Annotated in this window: 12 protein-coding genes and 2 pseudogenes; 3 read left to right on the top strand and 11 right to left on the bottom strand. The window is 63.3% G+C overall.

The window, feature by feature from the left end; genetic code table 11:
- From MAXJ12_RS33475 to MAXJ12_RS33440, 10 genes and pseudogenes are all read right to left on the bottom strand, one after another.
- Nucleotides 1–282: pseudogene (locus MAXJ12_RS33475) on the bottom strand (thermonuclease family protein); the annotation flags it as partial.
- Nucleotides 283–335: 53 nt separating this feature from the next.
- Nucleotides 336–986, bottom strand: a complete 651-nt coding sequence (locus tag MAXJ12_RS39515) for a S24 family peptidase (protein ID WP_040589602.1) — start codon at nt 984–986, stop codon at nt 336–338.
- A 186-nt stretch (nt 987–1,172) separates the two neighbouring features.
- Nucleotides 1,173–1,376 (bottom strand): annotated as a pseudogene (locus MAXJ12_RS40330) (type II toxin-antitoxin system RelE/ParE family toxin); the annotation flags it as partial.
- Complete coding sequence (locus MAXJ12_RS33465; protein WP_008840679.1) at nt 1,366–1,575, bottom strand: hypothetical protein; 210 nt, start codon at nt 1,573–1,575, stop codon at nt 1,366–1,368. The gene MAXJ12_RS33465 and the pseudogene MAXJ12_RS40330, both read right to left, overlap by 11 nt.
- 55 nt (nt 1,576–1,630) lie before the next feature.
- The gene (locus tag MAXJ12_RS33460; protein WP_040589587.1) at nt 1,631–2,173 is read right to left on the bottom strand and encodes a thioesterase family protein; all 543 of its coding nucleotides are present in this window, start codon (nt 2,171–2,173) and stop codon (nt 1,631–1,633) included.
- Between the two features lie 14 nt (nt 2,174–2,187).
- Nucleotides 2,188–4,407: a 3-hydroxyacyl-CoA dehydrogenase NAD-binding domain-containing protein gene (locus MAXJ12_RS33455; protein WP_008840677.1), complete on the bottom strand. Its 2,220-nt coding sequence runs from the start codon at nt 4,405–4,407 to the stop codon at nt 2,188–2,190.
- A gap of 14 nt (nt 4,408–4,421) precedes the next feature.
- The gene (locus MAXJ12_RS33450; protein WP_008840676.1) at nt 4,422–5,630 is read right to left on the bottom strand and encodes an acetyl-CoA C-acetyltransferase; all 1,209 of its coding nucleotides are present in this window, start codon (nt 5,628–5,630) and stop codon (nt 4,422–4,424) included.
- A 28-nt stretch (nt 5,631–5,658) separates the two neighbouring features.
- Nucleotides 5,659–6,828 carry an acyl-CoA dehydrogenase family protein gene (locus tag MAXJ12_RS34850; RefSeq protein ID WP_008840675.1) on the bottom strand — a complete coding sequence of 390 codons (1,170 nt, stop codon included), beginning with the start codon at nt 6,826–6,828 and terminating at the stop codon, nt 5,659–5,661.
- A 30-nt stretch (nt 6,829–6,858) separates the two neighbouring features.
- A complete protein-coding gene (locus MAXJ12_RS33445; protein ID WP_008840674.1) occupies nt 6,859–8,652 on the bottom strand; it encodes an acyl-CoA dehydrogenase C-terminal domain-containing protein in 1,794 nt (597 codons plus the stop codon).
- 251 nt (nt 8,653–8,903) lie between these two features.
- The gene (locus MAXJ12_RS33440) at nt 8,904–9,377 is read right to left on the bottom strand and encodes a MerR family transcriptional regulator (protein ID WP_008840673.1); all 474 of its coding nucleotides are present in this window, start codon (nt 9,375–9,377) and stop codon (nt 8,904–8,906) included.
- Between the two features lie 449 nt (nt 9,378–9,826).
- On the opposite strand from MAXJ12_RS33440, the gene MAXJ12_RS33435 reads away from it, so the two are divergent.
- The 3 genes from MAXJ12_RS33435 to MAXJ12_RS33425 all read left to right on the top strand — a co-directional run bounded on the left by MAXJ12_RS33435 (nt 9,827) and on the right by MAXJ12_RS33425 (nt 15,485).
- The gene (locus tag MAXJ12_RS33435) at nt 9,827–13,594 is read left to right on the top strand and encodes a peptidoglycan-binding protein (RefSeq protein WP_008840672.1); all 3,768 of its coding nucleotides are present in this window, start codon (nt 9,827–9,829) and stop codon (nt 13,592–13,594) included.
- A gap of 179 nt (nt 13,595–13,773) precedes the next feature.
- The gene (locus MAXJ12_RS33430; RefSeq protein WP_008840671.1) at nt 13,774–14,697 is read left to right on the top strand and encodes a sulfite exporter TauE/SafE family protein; all 924 of its coding nucleotides are present in this window, start codon (nt 13,774–13,776) and stop codon (nt 14,695–14,697) included.
- Nucleotides 14,694–15,485 carry a TIGR02186 family protein gene (locus MAXJ12_RS33425; protein ID WP_008840670.1) on the top strand — a complete coding sequence of 264 codons (792 nt, stop codon included), beginning with the start codon at nt 14,694–14,696 and terminating at the stop codon, nt 15,483–15,485. Before MAXJ12_RS33430 ends, MAXJ12_RS33425 begins: the two co-directional genes overlap by 4 nt.
- 269 nt (nt 15,486–15,754) lie before the next feature.
- Here MAXJ12_RS33425 and MAXJ12_RS33420 read toward each other — a convergent pair.
- Nucleotides 15,755–16,227: metallophosphoesterase (locus MAXJ12_RS33420; protein ID WP_040589581.1), on the bottom strand; the 473-nt coding region annotated here is incomplete at its 5' end.

The following is a 16,227-nucleotide window of genomic DNA, read 5'->3' as shown; positions in this document are numbered from 1 at the left end:
CGGCGCGACCGGGCGATGGAGGATGGTTCCCTTCCAATCGTCGGGCATGACCGGCTTAGGCGGCAGCGCGAGGCCAATTTCGCCGAGCGGCGCGCGTGGAGACACGCGTTCGAACTCTTCGGGCACCGCCTTCCCGTCAGCGGTGCGCGACCGGATGGATGGGCGCGGCGGATCAATTTTTGGAACCGCCGCGGTCTCCGGTCCATCTGGCGGTACGGTGGCCTCAGGCGACGTTTCGTCCGGGATCAGCGTTTGCCCGCCGGCCATGATGGCAAAACCCAAGCCGATGAGTGCAAGGAATGCGCCCGCTGCAATGCCGGCACGCATCGGCGCGGCTACTGGCTCGCCCAGACGATGCGGGCCAGCCATTCGACATCTTTTGCCGCGACGACGCGATCTGGATGATCGGGATTGATCGACTGAAGCTCGATCTCCTTCGCGCTCTGGCGCGCCAGGACCTTGGCCATCACCTCGCCGCTGCCGGTCTTGACCACGACGCGGTCGCCCTTGGCGACCCTCGCTCCCGGCTCGACGATCAGCACGTCGCCATCGCGGTAGAGCGGCAGCATGGAATCGCCCTGCACTTTCAGCGCGTAGGAATTGTCGCCGGCCCTGGAAGGCAGTTCGATCAGATCGAAACCCTGCCCGACCGGAAAGCCGGCATCGTCGAAAAAGCCGCCGGCGCCGGCCTGGGCGAAGCCGAGCAACGGCACGGACGACGCCTGCACCGGCAGGGGCTTGTCCTTGGGGCCAGGCTTGCCGTCGATCAAAGCGAGAAACTCGTCGAGCGAGGAGTTCGTCGCCTCGATTATCTTGGCAAGTGATTCCGTCGACGGCCAGCGCGGCCGGCCGTCGGCCGAAAGCCGCTTCGATTTGTTGAAAGCCGTCGAATCGAGCCCTGCCCGCTTTGCAAGCCCGGAAGCCGATAGCGAATAGCGCGCGGCAAGTGCGTCGATCGCGGCCCAAACGCGCTCATGCGAGAGCATGGCGTTCTCCGTGCCAGACAGGAAAAAATACCTTTTGGTTTTAACGCGGGTGGGAAGGGTTGTCCAGCCGAGTTGGGTCGACACTAGTTCAATCGACCGGCAATTCCTCATCAAGATCGCGGGACGAATGAAGTAACCGAACGACCTGCAATTGGTCATCCGCCAATCGGTAGAAACAATGTAAGGCGAAACGGTCATTTTGCGGAGGCCGATCCGCTTGGGCCTGACGACCGCCGGGCCGAGAAAAGGGCGCTCCAGCAACCGGCCGATCGCCCACTCAATTCGTAGAACAGTCTTGCGGGCAGCCGAAACATTGTCTTGCGATATGAATTCCAGAATATCCGCGAGGTCACGCTCCGCGGCCGGAGCGATAACGAGTCTAAGCGTCATATCTCGACTTCAGGGCCGCAAAGACATCCTTTCCGTCGCGCCCTTCGCCTGCGTCGAGTTCGCGAAGCCCGACATCCAAGTCGTCCCGCAATGCGAGATATTTGTGGATGTAGTGAAGAAGCTTTTCGCCAAGCTGCTCCCGCATTTCGCTCGGGAGTTGCTCGGCCTCCTGGATGGCGCGCTCAAGCTTGGTCATCATATCACCTCGGACCGCAACATAGCGCGGTCAGGCCTCCCCCGAAAGAGCTTTGCTGTCACCCGCCCTTGGCCAGCGCCCGGAGCCCGGCATGGGAGGCCATGAATATCCGTTCGGCTTCGCTCGGCTGGCGCGGCTTCGTCTCGAAGCCCAGCGCTCCGATGACCTCATCGATCTCTACGAAGCGGCGGTTCGCAACGTCATAAACGCCCGCCGTGGTCATAACCAGCGCGGCGGTCTCGCCATTGTCGAGAATGAACTGGTGACGGCCGATAACCTGCGTGCCGTCCCAAGTCTCGATCGAGGAGACCACGTCGAAGCGCCGCCACAGCCTGATCTCGCGGACGAACACCGACTGGACGCCACCCATCATCGGCGCCCATTTTCTCTCCCGCATCAGCTTCAATAGGCCTGAGCGCAGAAAGATGTCCATGCGGCCGAGATCTGCCAGCATGAGGTAGCGGGCATTGTTCAGATGGATGTTGAAGTCGATGTCGGTCGGCAGGCAGCGGAAAGCCAGGCGGCTTGTCCCGCCGGGCTTATAGGGGCCGCGGCTTTTCACGGTCGCGGCCATTCGAGCAAAGCGTGCCCAGACGTACATGCGGGAGCGTCCGGTCAGGCCGCTTTCCGCACCTCGTCCTTCTTGTAGGGATCGAAGCGTTCGTAGAACGTCTCGCCCTTGTCGGCCATGTCGAGAAGCAGCTTCGGCGCCTTGAACTGCACGCCGAATTTCTTCTGCAGGCCTTTCGCCAGTTTGACGAAGTTCTTAGCGCCAATGCCGTCGATGTAGGACAGCGCGCCCCCGGTATAGGGCGCAAAACCGAAGGCCAGGATCGACCCGACATCGGCCTCGCGCGGGTCGGTGACGATGCCCTCCTCCATGACGCGTGCCGCCTCCAGCGCGATGGTGACGAGGAAGCGCTGCTTCAGTTCCTCGACATCGACTTTTTCCGGAGCGAGCTGCGGATAGAGGTCCTTCAGGCCCGGCCACAGCTTCTTCTTGGCGGGTTTGGCCGGATAATCGTAAAAACCCTTGCCGTTCTTGCGGCCGTGGCGGCCATGTGTGTCGACCATGGTGTCGATGAGCTTCATCTGCTCGGGATCGACCGCCTTCTCGCCGAGGTCGCGGATGGTCTGCTTCATGATCTTCTGTGCGAGGTCGATCGCCGTCTCATCGGTCAGCGCCAGCGGGCCGACCGGCATGCCAGCCATCTTCGCCGCATTCTCGATCATCGGCGCGGGCACGCCCTCGATCAGCATCCGGTAGGATTCCGACATGTAGCGCAGCACGCAGCGATTGACGTAGAAGCCGCGCGTGTCGTTGACGACGATCGGCGTCTTCTTGATGGCGCGCACATAGTCGATGGCGGTAGCCAGCGCCTTGTCTCCCGTCTTCTTGCCCAGAATGATCTCAACCAGCATCATCCTGTCGACCGGTGAGAAGAAGTGGATGCCGATGAAATTCTTCGGCCGGGCAGAATTCTTCGCCAGCCCGGTTATCGGGATGGTCGAGGTGTTGGAAGCGAAGATCGCCGATGATTTGAGCACTGCCTCGGCCTTCTCGGTCGCGGCTTTCTTCACCTCGGAATCCTCGAACACCGCCTCGATGACCAGATCGCAGCCTTCAAGCGCGGCGTAGTCCGCAGTCGGCGTGATCAGCGACAGCAGCTTGTCCTTGTCTTCCGGTGTGGCGCGGCCTTTCTTGACCTGCTCGGAAATCAGAGTGTCCGAATGCGCCTTGCCCTTCTCGGCGGATTCCATGTCGCGGTCGAGCAGCACGACCGGAATGCCGGCCCTGGCGGTCACATAGGCAACGCCTGCGCCCATAAAGCCCGCGCCGAGCACGCCGATCTTCTTGAATTTGGTGGCGGGAACGCCTTCCGGGCGGCGCGCGCCCTTGTTCAGTTCCTGCAGCGAAACGAACAGCGAGCGGATCATCATCGCCGCTTCGGTGGTCTGCATGATCTCGGTAAAGTAGCGCTGCTCGATCCTCAACCCCGTGTCGAACGGCACCAGCAGGCCTTCATAGACGCATTTCAGGATGGCGGTCGCGGCGGGATAGTTGCCGTAGGTCTCGCGGCGCAGGATGGCGATCGCCGGCGGCCAGAGATTGGCGCCCGCGGCCGAATAGACCGGGCCGCCCGGCAGCTTGAAGCCCTTTTCGTCCCAGGGCTGGATCGGCTTCAGGCCGTTTTTGATCATCGCCTTGGCGGTTTCGACCAGCTTCGCTGGCTCGGCGATCTCGTGGATCAGGCCCATCGCCTTGGCCTTTTTCGGCGTCAGCGTCTGGCCCGAGGTCAGCATCTGCAGCGCTTCCTGCGGCTGCGCCAGGCGGGGGACGCGCTGGGTGCCGCCGGCGCCCGGAAAGATGCCGACCTTCACTTCGGGCAGCGCCATCGTCACCTTGTCCGAATCCGCAGCGACCCGGCCGTGGCAGGCGAGCGACAGTTCGAACGCGCCGCCCATGCAGGTGCCGTTGATCGCCGACACCCATGGTTTTCCGGAGGTTTCGAGTTTGCGGAACAGTCCGCTCATGCGGCCGGCCCCGTCGAACAGCATTTTCACCGCCCGGTCGTGGTCCTTCGCCTCTTCCTCGTGGAACAGCGCCAGCATGCGCTTCAGCATGGTCAGGTCCGCGCCGCCCGAAAAACTTTCCTTGCCGGAGGTGATCACAGCACCCTTGATGGCGGCGTCGGAGGCGACCTGGTCGATGATCTTGTTGAGTTCGTCCATCACCTCCTCGGTGAAGACATTCATCGACTTGTCCGGCATGTTCCAGGTGGCCAGCGCGATGCCGTCGGCGTCCGTCTCGACCGTGAAATTCTTGTAAGCCATTTCTTTTCTCCCGGTCAGACGCGTTCGATGATGGTCGCGGTGCCCATGCCGGCGCCGATGCAGAGCGTCACCAGCGCGGTGTTCAGGTCGCGGCGCTCCAGTTCGTCGAGCACCGTGCCGAAGATCATCGCGCCGGTCGCGCCGAGCGGATGGCCCATGGCGATGGCGCCGCCGTTGACGTTGATCTTGTCGTGCGGAATATCGAACGCCTGCATGTAGCGCAGCACCACCGAGGCGAAGGCTTCGTTGAGTTCGAACAGGTCGATGTCCGACAGCTTCATCTTGGCGCGCTTCAGGAGCTTTTCGGTCACGTCGACCGGGCCGGTCAGCATGATCGCCGGCTCCGAGCCGATATTGGCCAGCGCGCGGATGCGGGCGCGCGGCTTCATGCCCATGGTCTTTCCGGCCTTCTTCGAGCCGAGCAGGACGGCCGCCGCGCCATCGACGATGCCGGAGGAATTGCCGGCGTGATGGACGTAGTTGACCTCCTCGATCTCGGGATAGCGCTGCACGGCGACCGCGCCGAAGCCGCCCATCTCGCCCGGCATGGTGAAGGACGGGTTAAGAGAGGCCAGCGATTGCATGTCGGTCGTAGGCCGCATGTGCTCGTCGCGGTCGAGGATGGTCAGGCCGTTCTGGTCCTTCACCGGCACGACTGAATTCTTGAAATACCCCTTCTCCCAAGCCTTCGCCGCGCGCTTCTGGCTCTCGACGGCGTAAGCGTCGACATCGTCGCGCGAAAAGCCGTATTTGGTGGCGATCAGGTCGGCCGACACGCCCTGCGGCACGAAATAACTCGGCAAGCCGATTGAGGGATCCATGAACCAGGCACCACCGGACATGCCCATACCGACGCGCGACATCGACTCCACGCCGCCGGCGATGACGATGTCGTCCGACCCGCCCGCGATCTTGGAAGCGCCGAAATTGATGGCGTCCAGCCCGGAAGCGCAGAAGCGCGAAATCTGCATGCCGGGCGCCTTGATGTCGTAACCAGCTTCGAAGGCCGATGCCCGCGGGATCACTGAGCCGGCCTCGCCGACCGGGTCGACGCAGCCGAAAATGATGTCGTCGACATTGCCGGTGTCGAGCCCGTTGCGGTCACGCAGCGCCTCTAGGACCTTTGCGCCCAAGCGCACGGCCGGAACCTCGTGCAGCGAACCGTCTTTCTTGCCGCGGCCGCGCGGCGTGCGCACGGCATCATAGACATAGGCTTCGGCCATCTTTCTTCTCCTCGAATGCGGACCGCTGCTAAAGCGAGCGCGCGATCAGCAGTTTCATGATCTCGTTGGTGCCGCCATAGATGCGCTGGACGCGCGCGTCGCGGAACATGCGGGCGATCGGGTATTCATTCATGTAGCCATAGCCGCCGAAGAGTTGAAGGCATTCGTCCATGACTTTGCCCTGCAGGTCGGTGAGCCAGTATTTGGCCATCGAAGCCGTTACAGGATCGAGCCCGCCATCGATGTGACGTTCGACGCAATTGTTGTAGAAGACGCGGCCGATGGTGGCCTCGGTCTTCAGCTCGGCAAGCTTGAACTGGGTGTTCTGGAAATCGAGGATCGCCTTGCCGAAAGCCTTGCGTTCCTTGACGTAGTCGATGGTCAAGGCCAGCGCGCGCTCGACGGCCGCGATCGCAGTGGTGCCGATCTGCAGCCGCTCCTGCGGTAATTGCTGCATCAACTGGACGAAGCCCTGCCCTTCCTCGTGGCCGAGCAGGTTGGAGGTCGGCACACGCACATCGTTGAAGAACAGCTCCGACGTGTCGTTGGACTTCAGGCCGATCTTGTCGAGGTTGCGGCCGCGCTCGAAACCCTCCACCTCATCGGTTTCGACAACGATAAGAGAGGTGCCCTTGGCGCCCTTGGACGGGTCAGTCTTGGTGACGACGATGATGAGGTTGGCGAGCTGGCCGTTGGTGATGAAGGTTTTTGACCCATTGATCGAATACTGGTTGCCGTCGCGCTTGGCCGAAGTTTTCACCCCCTGCAGGTCGGAGCCCGCTCCTGGCTCGGTCATGGCGATGGCGCCTATCAGCTCGCCGGTCGCCATTTTCGGCAGCCACTTCTTTTTCTGCTCCTCCGAGCCGTAGTGGAGGATGTACGGCGCGACGATCGAATTGTGCAGGCCGATGCCGAAACCGTCGACGCCGACATGGCTGATCGCCTCGATGATCGCGCTCTCATGCGCGAAGGTGCCGCCCGAGCCGCCATATTCCTCGGGCATCGAGGCACAGAGCAGGCCCGCTCCGCCGGCCTTGGTCCAGCTTTCGCGGTCGAAGGTTTCGGCTTTCTCGAATTCCTCGTAGCGCGGCGCGATTTCTTCCGACAGGAAGCGCGTCGCCATGTCGTAGAGCATGGCGACATCGTCGCGGGCCCAGGCGGGTTTTGGCAAAGCCAGGATCTCGGCGGGGTTGGTCATCGCTGTTGCTTCTCCCGTCGCGCAGCCGGATCAGAACGCTTCCGCCGGCAGCGCCATCATCGATCCCGCGCCGCTCGAAATGCGGGCGAGATGCGCCGACGTTTCCGGCATCACACGTTCCATGAAATAGCGGCCGGTGACCAGCTTGTTTTCGTAGAATGATGCATTGCCGTCGGCGCCGCCGGCGAGCTTGCCCTGCGCGACCTTGACCATCTGCGCCCACATATAGCCGAGAGAGACCAGGCCGAAGAGATGCAGGTAGTCGGTAGAGGCGGCGCCCGCATTGTCGGGGTTCTGCATGCCGTTCTGCATCAGCCACATGGTCGCGGCCTGCAGGTCGTTCAGACCCTTCTTGAGCTGCTTGGTGAACGGCGCCATCTTTTCGTCGGCGCGGTTTTCCTCGCAGAACTCGCCGACTTCCTTGAAGAAGGCCTGCACCGCGCGGCCGCCATTCTGCGCCAGCTTGCGGCCGACCAAATCGAGCGCCTGGATGCCGTTGGCGCCCTCGTAGATCATGGCGATACGGGCATCGCGCACGAACTGGCTCATGCCGTGCTCTTCGATGTAGCCATGCCCGCCGAAGACTTGCTGCGCCATCACGGCATGGTCGAAACCCTTGTCGGTCAGTACGCCTTTTATGATCGGCGTCATCAGACCCATATGGTCGTCGGCCGCCTGGCGCTCCTTCTCGTCGCCGGAACGGTGCGCGACATCCGACTTGATCGCGGTCCACAGGATCAGCGCGCGGCCGGCCTCATTGAATGCCTTCATCGTCATCAGATTGCGGCGGATGTCGGGGTGCACGATGATCGGATCGGCCTTCTTGTCCGGCGCCTTGGGGCCGGTCAGGGAGCGGCCCTGGATGCGGTCGCGGGCATAGGCGACAGCGTTCTGGTAGGCGATCTCCGAGATGCACAATCCCTGCATGCCGACCGACAGGCGTGCCTCGTTCATCATCGTGAACATCGCCTTCAGGCCGCCATTCGGCTCGCCGAGCAGATGGCCCTCGGCCTCGTCATAATTCAGGACGCAGGTCGAATTGCCGTGGATGCCCATCTTCTCTTCGATCGAACCGCAGGACACGCCGTTGCGATCGCCCAACCCGCCGTCCTTCAACCTGAACTTGGGTACGATGAACAGCGAGATGCCCTTGACGCCTTCCGGCGCGCCCTCGATACGGGCCAGCACCAGATGGACGATGTTCTCGGCCATGTCGTGCTCGCCGGCGGAGATGAATATCTTCTGGCCGGAAATCCTGTAGCTGCCGTCGCCATTGGGGACTGCCTTGGTGCGCAGCAGACCCAGATCGGTGCCGCAATGCGGCTCCGTCAGGTTCATAGTGCCGGTCCAGAGACCTTCGACCATCTTCGGCAGGAATGCCTGCTTCTGCTCGTCCGAGCCGTGGACGAGGATCGCCGCTATCGCGCCCTGGGTGAGGCCGGGATACATCATCAGCGCCATGTTGGCGGAAGAGAGATATTCGCCGACCGCCGAATGGACGGTGTAAGGCAGGCCCTGGCCGCCATATTCCGTCGGCGCCGCCAAACCCATCCAGCCGCCTTCGCGATACTGGTCGAAAGCTTCCTTGAAGCCCTTGGGCGTGGTGACGGAGCCGTCCTCGTGGCGGACGCAGCCTTCGATATCGCCCACGCGGTTTGTCGGCAGGATGACGTTTTCGGCAAGCTTGGCGCCCTCGGCGAGAATTGCTTCGAGCACATCGGGGGTGGCGTCGGAAAAACCGGGGAGATTGCTGTAGCGCTCGTAGCCCAGCACTTCGTTCAGCACGAACAGCGTTTCCTGAACCGGCGCTTTATATGTCGGCATCTCTTTTCCTCCAGCACGCGATTTCTGACGGCCATGAAAAGCGCCTGCCGGGCGCTGGCGGCCTCGATCGAACGGTCATAGCAATAGTTGACGTTTGCGTAAACGTCAATTGTTGTCGTGCACGGAATCGTACTTGCAGCCGCGCTGAATGCGAAGCGGATTGTGCGGTTCGATGCCTGCACGAGACGAGAAGGCGCGGGAATTCCCGCGCCTTCTCGTCTGCAAAAACTGTTGAGTGCTCGCCCGGAAGCTCAGGCGGCGCTGTTCGTCTGCGTGGATCGCTCCGCGAGCATCTTGCGCACCAGAGTCATCGAGTTGCTCAGCTCGTTGATAGCGTCCTCGATTACGTCCCTCTGCTTCTGCAGGCGGGCGAGCTGCTTCTCGGATTTGTCGAGCGCCAGGCGAAGCTGCTTCGTGTTTGTGCCGGACGGATCGTAGAGGTCCATCATCTGCTTCACATCGCGCAGCGAAAAGCCGACCTTGCGGCCGAGAAGGATCAGCTTCAGCCGAGCCTTGTCGCGGCGGGTATAAAGACGCGTGCTGCCGTCGCGATGGGGATGCAGCAGCCCCTTGTCTTCGTAGAAGCGAAGCGTGCGCAGCGTCACGCCGAATTTCTTGGCCATCTCGCCGATCCTGAGAAAGCCGTCCCCGGCTTCGCCAGAATCGACGAACATGTTATCTGTGGCGCCAGCATTGTCGCCGGCTTTCATTGGCTTCATCGTCATTTTGCTTTCCCCGTTCGTGGGCGCTGCGGTCGGGCCGCTTTACGCCGGTCGGAAGCATTCGGGGCGTTGGCTTCCAGCTATGGTTTCAACTAATGGGTGCGTAAGCTGAGCGGGTTCCCGCACTTTTACGTTTACGTAAATGATATAATCGGGTGGTCTAGGCGACGCAAGCCTTGTCTTCGCTGATAGAGTGTCGCACCGCCGCGACGAATGCGTCATTCATTTAAGTAATCCTTGCCCGATCTTAAGCTTGGTTAACGGCTTGTTTACCACGTTGGGCGAATTGTGCGCGTGTCGGTCTTCCGTGGCTATTTTGTATCTGGTTCTTCACGGTTTCCGGAGCGCGGCCCAGGGCCACGTTTCGTCTTCCGCGGCTTCGCCGCGGTCGCACCCGGCACGGATTTCGAACCCGGCCGGGGCGGCCGGAGAAACTGGCAGATGGGCGTTCGATGAACAGCAAGCGGTCATATCTCGACACACTGAATGCCGGAAGACAGCGCAGGCCGCACACCACGCTCGAGCAGCTCAACCGCTCGCTGGAAACGCTTGAGCAGCGGCTGGGCCGCTCGCCCGAACGCTCCGAGGATTATGGCCTCGGCCGCGAACTGGATCGCACGAGCCGTCAGACGCGCGACGATACCGATCTCCCCTACTCGCCACGCATGCGCGGCGAGCAGCCCTATCAGTCGATCGCGCGCGACATGGACCGCCTGCGTGGGCAGGAGGATGGGATCGCCGCGGCCGGCAAGATCGCCGGCGAGTTGAAGGCGCTGCGCGAGGATCTGCGCCTGCAGGTGACCTCCGGCATTCGCCGTGAATTCGAGATCCTGCGAAAGGACATCGAGCGGGCCTATTCGTCCGGTGCCGCAACGCGAGTGGGCGACGAACTCGGCCGCGAGTTCGAGCGCATCTCGACTGCGATCCAGACGCTGTCGGAACGCAGCGACGACAAGAGCATCAACATGCTGCGGCTGGAACTGGAGCAGGTGAAGGCCGCGCTCGACACGCTGGCGCGCGAGGAGACCGTGCTTTCGGTCGACCGCCGCTGGGACGAATTCGACCGCCGCTGGAGCGACTTCGAGGACCGCGCCGACGCGCGCCACAGGGCCGGGGAACCGGGTCTGGCGGCGCTGACCGCGCGGCTCGAGCAGATCAGCGACGCCGTCAACAACCTCCCCGAATCGCTGTCGCTGCGCTCGCTCGAGGAGAAAGTGCGCACGCTGGCAGGCGCCGTCGACCATTTCGCCCGCCAGCAGGAACATGGTGGGTCCGAGACGTCCGCCCTGATCGAGGAACGGCTCGACGAGATCTCGCGCGCCATCGTGGCTTCGACCGCGGCCGCGCAGATGCCCAACTTTGATCCCGAGCCCTTCGAGCGTATCGAAGCACGGATCTCCGCGCTGGCGCGGCAGATCGATGAAGTCGCCGAGGACCGCCCGGCAGGCGAAGTCATCGAGCGCATCAACTTCCTGTCGCAGCGCGTCGACGAACTCGCCGCTCACGCCAACGTGCCCGCACAAGGGGTGGAGCGGCTGGCCAAGCAGATCGCGATAATCGCAGACAAGATCGACCGCGTCCCGCCGGACGCCGACCATATTTTCCAAGGCATTGAGCAGCGCTTCGACCTGTTGTCCAGCATGATCGAGCGCCGCCAGGGCGACGCGCTGGAACAGGGCAACATGCTGTTTCGCGACCTCGAACGCCGCCTCGACGAAGTTGCCGACCGGCTCGACCAGAGGGCGCCGGACGCAACCTTCGACAATGCTGCGATCATGAACGCGATCGATACGCGTTTTGCCGCGCTGGCCGACAAGATTGCCTCGGGCGGAGCCGGCGAGCCCGGCAGCGACGCCATACGCGGGCTGGAGGCACGGCTGGAGAGCATTTCGAGCCGGCTCGATTCCTCATCGGCGCAGTTCGCCGGCATCGATCCGGAACTTATCCGCAGTCTGGAAGCGCAGGTGGCTGGGCTTTCAAACCACCTCACCCGGCCTGGAACGCCCCTACCGGAATTCGAGGACATCGGGCCGCGCCTCGACGATATCGAGAAGTCGATCGCCGGCAGCCGCGAATCGATCCTCGAAGCTGCGCGCCAAGCCGCCGAGAATGCAGTGCGCTCGCTCGACGGCTCGCAGACGCACACGGCCGCCGTCACCGGTCTCGCCCAGGACCTGAAAGCGCTGGAGGCGCTGACGCGCCGCTCCGACGAACGCAACACCAAGACTTTCGAAGCCATCCACGACACGCTGATCAAGATCGTCGACCGCCTCGGCTCACTTGAAAGCTCTGACGACGCACCGGCCGCTCCCAAGCCGGCGCCGCAGCGCCAGTTGTCGCTGCAGGATGCGCCGTCTCTCGATTTCGAAGACGCGATGCCACTTCATTTGACGGAGGACGTTGCTCCCGCAGGACGCGGCCAGCGCACGCCCGCCGAAGCTGCCGCGGCGGCTGCGGAGGCCGCCCTCGGTTCCGATACCATCGCGGAAAGCGAGCCTTCCGGCAGGCGTTCCATGCTTGGCGGCATTGCGCGCGCGCTGACCGGCCGCAAGGACAGGGAAACGCAACCGCTAGCGAGTTCGGCCCCGGCCGCTGCCACGAGCGAAGCCCCCAGCGTCGATCTCGACGAACCGCTCGACCCCAAATTCGCCAACCGCCCGCTGGAGCCCGGCTCCGGCGCCCCTGACCTCAACGCGATCATGAAGCGCGTGCGCGACGAGCGCGGCCAGCCGGCCAAGCCGGGCGAGCCAGACGCGGCCAAATCCGATTTCATCGCAGCCGCACGCCGCGCGGCCCAAGCAGCGGCGGCGAAAGCCGAGGTGCTGAAGCGCAATGCCAATGTCGGCGGGCCGGTGCGGGCGCTCAGGATCGGCGACCTCTTGAAGAAGCGGCGCAAGACCATCCTGATGGCCAGTGCCGGCATCATCATCGCGCTGGCCGGCCTTCAACTCGGCAAGGCGTTCCTGGCCGACGGCAGCGAAGTGGCGGAAATTTCGACTGTCCCGCTCGTCGCCAAACAGCAGGCCGAGACAGCCTCCACCTCGGAGTCAGCGCAGGACGACGCCGAGCCGCAGGCAGGGCTGGAAGAAACCGCACCGGAGGCCGAACTGGAAGGCGTCGCGCCGGACGAACAGGACACGGTAGGCGAGGTCGACGAGGAAATGCCGTCCGACACCCGCCAGGCCTGGGAAGACACCCAGGTTGCCGAGACTTTGCCGGACGAACCGGCTACGCACGCCGAAGCGACGCCACCTGCCGAGCCGGCGCCAGCGGACGAAATTTCCGCGACTGCTTCCACTACCCAACCGCAGCCGCAGATGAACCTTGTGTCGACGGCAAGCGCCTCCCCCTCAGCCACAACGCCTGCGATCACCGTGCCGGTCGAGGCCGGGCCAGTGGCGCTTCGCGAGGCAGCGGATGCCGGCGACGCCAAGGCGCTGTTCGAAATTGCTTCGCGCTATGCCGACGGCCGCGGCGTGACCGCCGACATGAAAGAGGCGGCGAAATGGTACGAGAAATCCGCCGAACTCGGCTTCGCCCCGGGGCAGTACCGCATCGGCAACCTTTATGAGAAAGGCGTCGGCGTCGAACGCGACGTGCAGAAGTCGAAGACCTGGTACCAGCTCGCGGCGGCACAGGGCAACGCCAGCGCCATGCACAATCTGGCGGTGCTGTTCGCCATGGGCGCGGACGGCACGGCCGACAATGAATCGGCGGCGCGCTGGTTCACCGACGCCGCCGAACTCGGCGTCAAGGACAGCCAGTTCAACCTCGGCATCCTCGCGGCCAAGGGCGTCGGCACGACGCAGAACCTGGAGGAATCCTACAAATGGTTCGCGCTGGTCGCCAAGGCGGGCGACCGCGACGCCGCCGCCAAGCGCGACGAGATCGCCAACGCGCTGCGCCCGGAGCAGCTTGAACGCGCCCGCGCCGCGGCCGAACTGTGGAAGGCCAAGCCGCTCGATCCGCAGGCCAACCTGGTCGACATACCCGAATCCTGGCAGGAAAGCACCGATACCACCGCCGGTATCGACATGAAGAAGGCCGTGCAGAACATCCAGTCCATCCTGAACAAGAACGGATATGACGCCGGCGGCGCCGACGGCGTTATGGGAGAGAAGACCAAGAACGCCATCATCGCTTTCCAGAAAGACAACGAAATGGTGCAAACCGGCGAGATCGACGAAAAGCTGGTTCGCGCGTTGATTGCGCGCAAATGATCACACCGGGCGTCGCTGCCGGAACGCTTTGGTTACGGATTCGATGATAACCCGTTGACATGGTTTTATTTCGACGATGCGGTGAAGTTTGATTTCGCCGCATTGTCGGCGCAAGGGCCATGTAACCCGAGGACAAGGGACGGTCTTCGCCGACAGGCACATACAATCGAGTTTGACGGGTGGGCATCTATCTCCCGATCGCTGAAATGTCTGTTAACGCGTTGGTACTGCTTGCGATGGGCGCGGCGGTGGGCTTCCTGTCGGGCATGTTCGGAGTTGGCGGCGGCTTCCTGATCACTCCGCTCCTGATCTTCTACAACATTCCTCCGGCCATCGCGGTCGCCACCGGCGCTAACCAGGTCATCGCTTCGTCCTTCTCCGGCGCGCTGGCGCACTTCAAGCGCGGAACACTAGATTTCAAGCTTGGCACGGTGCTTCTGGCCGGCGGCATCGTCGGGTCCACGATCGGAATCTATGCGTTCACGCTGCTGCGCGTCCTCGGCCAGCTCGACCTGTTCATTTCCCTGCTCTACGTCGTCTTCCTCGGCCTGGTCGGCGGGCTGATGCTGGTCGAGAGCATCAACGCCATCCGGCGCGCCAAAGGGGGTGCGGCTCCGACGCTGAAGAAGCCTGGCCAGCACAACTGGATCCACCGGCTGCCGCTCAAGATGCGGTTTCGCGCCTCGAAGCTCTTCGTCAGCGTCATCCCGGTTCTGGCGCTGGGCGCCGGCATCGGCTTCCTTTCGGCGATCATGGGCGTGGGCGGCGGCTTCATCATGGTGCCGGCTTTGATCTATCTCCTCAAGGTGCCGACAAACGTCGTGGTCGGCACTTCGCTGTTCCAGATCATTTTCGTCGCCGCTTTCAGCACCATCATCCATGCAACAACCAACCAGACAGTCGACATCGTCCTGGCGTTCGTGCTCATGCTGGGCGGCGTCGCCGGCGCGCAATATGGCGCGAAGGCCGGGCAGAAGCTGCGCGGCGAGCAGTTGCGCGCGCTTCTGGGATTGCTGGTGCTGGTGGTAGCAGTCCGCCTCGCCTTCGGCCTGTTCCTGACGCCGCCCAGCCTCTATTCGCTCACCGGGCTGACCGTGCCATGACGGGCAGGAAGAAAGCCCTCGCCGCGACGCTGGCGGCACTCTGCAGCCTGCCGGTGGCCGCGCTGGCGCAGGTTCGGAGCCCGGAAAGCATCCAGATCGGCCTGTCGACCGACCGCATCGAGATCACCGCGGACTTTTCAGGCGCCGACCTGACCATTTTCGGCTCCGTCGAGAATGCCGATCCGCTGATCAACCGGCAGGGCCGCTACGACGTCATCGTCGTCTTGGAGGGGCCGGCGCGGCCCATCGTGGTCAGGCGCAAGGACCGCGTGCTCGGCGTCTGGGTCAACCTTCAGTCGGAAACGTTCCTCAACGTGCCGCAGTCGTATTCGGTGGCAACGACCCGCCCGCTGCAGGACATCACTGGCCCGACCAACTATCGGCAGCTGGCTCTCGGCGCCGAATATCTTCACATCCAGCCTGCGGATCCCGATGGAAATCCGGTGACAATCCAGCAATTCGAGGCGGCGCTGCGCGAACGCAAGAAAGCGACCGGCCTGTTCAACGAACGCGTCGGCGGCGTGCAGTTCCTGTCGGCGAACCTGTTCCGCGCCACGGTGTCGCTCGCACCCAACGTTCCCGTCGGCACGCACAAGGCGCGCGGCTTCCTGTTCCGCAACGGCGTGTTCGTGAAGGAGACCTCGGCACAGCTCGCGATCCAGAAGTCGGGCTTCGAGCAGATGCTCTTCCGCCTGTCCGTCAATCACGGCACCTTCTACGGCTTCGTCGCCGTTGGCCTCGCAATGCTGACCGGCTGGCTCGGCCGCCTCATCTTCCGCAGGGATTGACGGGGGGCGCTGGCGCCCTCCCTCGGCCGCTACGCCAAGATCGCCGAAGGCAAATGGCATAACGCTCGCCATTCCGGGGCCGCGCAGCGGAACCCGGAATCCAGAGTGTGAATATGTAAGAAAAACGGGTTGCCCAGGGTGTCGGATAACTGGATCGCAGCGATGTTCTGGATTCCGGGTTCCGCTCCGCGGCCCCGGAATGACGAGAACTGCGCCAACTGTCGGTCGCCTCAGATGTTCCGAAGTCAAAAAGGAAGCTATGGCAGTTCTCACCCCGGCCTGAGCATCGCGCCCGAAATGGCGAACACCTTGCTGGCGCCGATCATGTAGGCGATCAGCCCGTCGGCGCGGAACAGCCCGGCATAAGCGCGGTCTAGTACATTGAGCGACCCGGTGTACTCGCCGAAGGCCGGCATGACGATGCGCTCGCCATCGGTTGCGAAGCAGCGGCGGCGCACGGATCGGCCGCGCTGGACGATGCGCGCGCAGGGATGCAGATGGCCGGCGATCTCGCCCGGGGGAGATTTTGCCGAAGGCTCGTGGCGGAAGGTGAGCGCACCGACCGCCAGCGCCTCGACCGTATCACCAGGCAAGCCGGCCGGCGGACACGGATCGTGGTTGCCGGCGACCCAGAACCAGTCACGACCGATCATCAACGCGGAAAGGTCGAGCCGCATCCGGTCGGGCATGCGCGACGAGCCTTCGCCGTCATGGAAACTATCGCCGAGGCTGACGAGCACCT

Source organism: Mesorhizobium alhagi CCNWXJ12-2, from assembly GCF_000236565.1.
GTDB classification, from domain to species: domain Bacteria; phylum Pseudomonadota; class Alphaproteobacteria; order Rhizobiales; family Rhizobiaceae; genus Allomesorhizobium; species Allomesorhizobium alhagi.
This window is presented reverse-complemented; position numbering and strand designations above follow the sequence as displayed.

What these genes read in the sequence shown, in the direction of transcription:
- MAXJ12_RS39515 (WP_040589602.1), bottom strand. Translation starts at nt 986, where the DNA reads ATGCTCTCGCATGAGCGCGTTTGGGCCGCGATCGACGCACTTGCCGCG.
- MAXJ12_RS33465 (WP_008840679.1), bottom strand. Translation starts at nt 1,575, where the DNA reads ATGATGACCAAGCTTGAGCGCGCCATCCAGGAGGCCGAGCAACTCCCG.
- MAXJ12_RS33460 (WP_040589587.1), bottom strand. Translation starts at nt 2,173, where the DNA reads ATGTACGTCTGGGCACGCTTTGCTCGAATGGCCGCGACCGTGAAAAGC.
- MAXJ12_RS33455 (WP_008840677.1), bottom strand. Translation starts at nt 4,407, where the DNA reads ATGGCTTACAAGAATTTCACGGTCGAGACGGACGCCGACGGCATCGCG.
- MAXJ12_RS33450 (WP_008840676.1), bottom strand. Translation starts at nt 5,630, where the DNA reads ATGGCCGAAGCCTATGTCTATGATGCCGTGCGCACGCCGCGCGGCCGC.
- MAXJ12_RS34850 (WP_008840675.1), bottom strand. Translation starts at nt 6,828, where the DNA reads ATGACCAACCCCGCCGAGATCCTGGCTTTGCCAAAACCCGCCTGGGCC.
- MAXJ12_RS33445 (WP_008840674.1), bottom strand. Translation starts at nt 8,652, where the DNA reads ATGCCGACATATAAAGCGCCGGTTCAGGAAACGCTGTTCGTGCTGAAC.
- MAXJ12_RS33440 (WP_008840673.1), bottom strand. Translation starts at nt 9,377, where the DNA reads ATGACGATGAAGCCAATGAAAGCCGGCGACAATGCTGGCGCCACAGAT.
- MAXJ12_RS33435 (WP_008840672.1), top strand. Translation starts at nt 9,827, where the DNA reads ATGAACAGCAAGCGGTCATATCTCGACACACTGAATGCCGGAAGACAG.
- MAXJ12_RS33425 (WP_008840670.1), top strand. Translation starts at nt 14,694, where the DNA reads ATGACGGGCAGGAAGAAAGCCCTCGCCGCGACGCTGGCGGCACTCTGC.